Here is a 712-nt window from a genome sequence, read left to right as displayed (position 1 = left end):
TGAAACTCAGTTTAAGCGATACACAGGCATCTCATGGTCAACCTTTGATTTGATCGTTGAATACATGAAGAAGAAGATCCACACCAAAGGGCGACCAACCAAGCTTTGCGTGGAAGATCAGGTTCTACTTTGTCTCAGCTATTGGCGTGAATACAGAACCTTATTTCATGTTGCTACAAGTTATGGTGTTTCAGAGCCGACGGCTTCCCGAATTGTACGTCATGTTGAAGATTGCCTAATTCAGTCAGGGCTATTTAATTTACCCAAAGAATTACCTAAAGGTGAAGGGATCGACTGGAATGTGGTGATTGTAGATGCCACAGAAATTCCGATCCAAAGGCCTAAAAAAACAGAAGAAAAGTTATAGTGGCAAGAAAAAGGCACATACCTTTAAAGTACAAGCCATCATTCACTATAAAACGCAGCAGATTCTGAGTTTGTGTGGTTGTCATGGGGCTATACATGATTTTAAGCTATTCAAACGCCATTTAAATCAAATTCCTATGGGTGCTTTTATTCTTGTGGATAAGGGATATCAAGGCATTGATACTGTTTACTCGAACAGTTTATTGCCATTAAAAGCAAACAAAGGTGGTAACTTGCATTCTGAGCTCAAAAAATACAACCGAGAAATCAATAAAAGAAGAATAGGAATTGAGCATGTATTTGGCAGACTCAAAACCTTTAAGATTCTTGCTGGACGTTATCGAAA

At 38.8% G+C, this 712-nt stretch carries 2 protein-coding genes; both read left to right on the top strand.

What is annotated here, in order from left to right; genetic code table 11:
• A partial coding sequence (locus GBN19_RS15505; RefSeq protein ID WP_215903499.1) for a transposase family protein occupies positions 1-367 on the top strand: 367 nt, incomplete at its 5' end.
• On the top strand, positions 315-712 hold a 398-nt coding region (locus tag GBN19_RS15500; RefSeq protein WP_215903498.1), incomplete at its 3' end, for a transposase family protein. The genes GBN19_RS15505 and GBN19_RS15500, both read left to right, overlap by 53 nt.

The sequence above is a fragment of the Acinetobacter brisouii genome (assembly GCF_008993995.1).
Classification (GTDB): Bacteria; Pseudomonadota; Gammaproteobacteria; order Pseudomonadales; family Moraxellaceae; genus Acinetobacter; species Acinetobacter brisouii_A.
The sequence above is the reverse complement of the archived record's forward strand: the minus strand, read 5'-3'. Positions and strand labels throughout refer to the sequence as shown.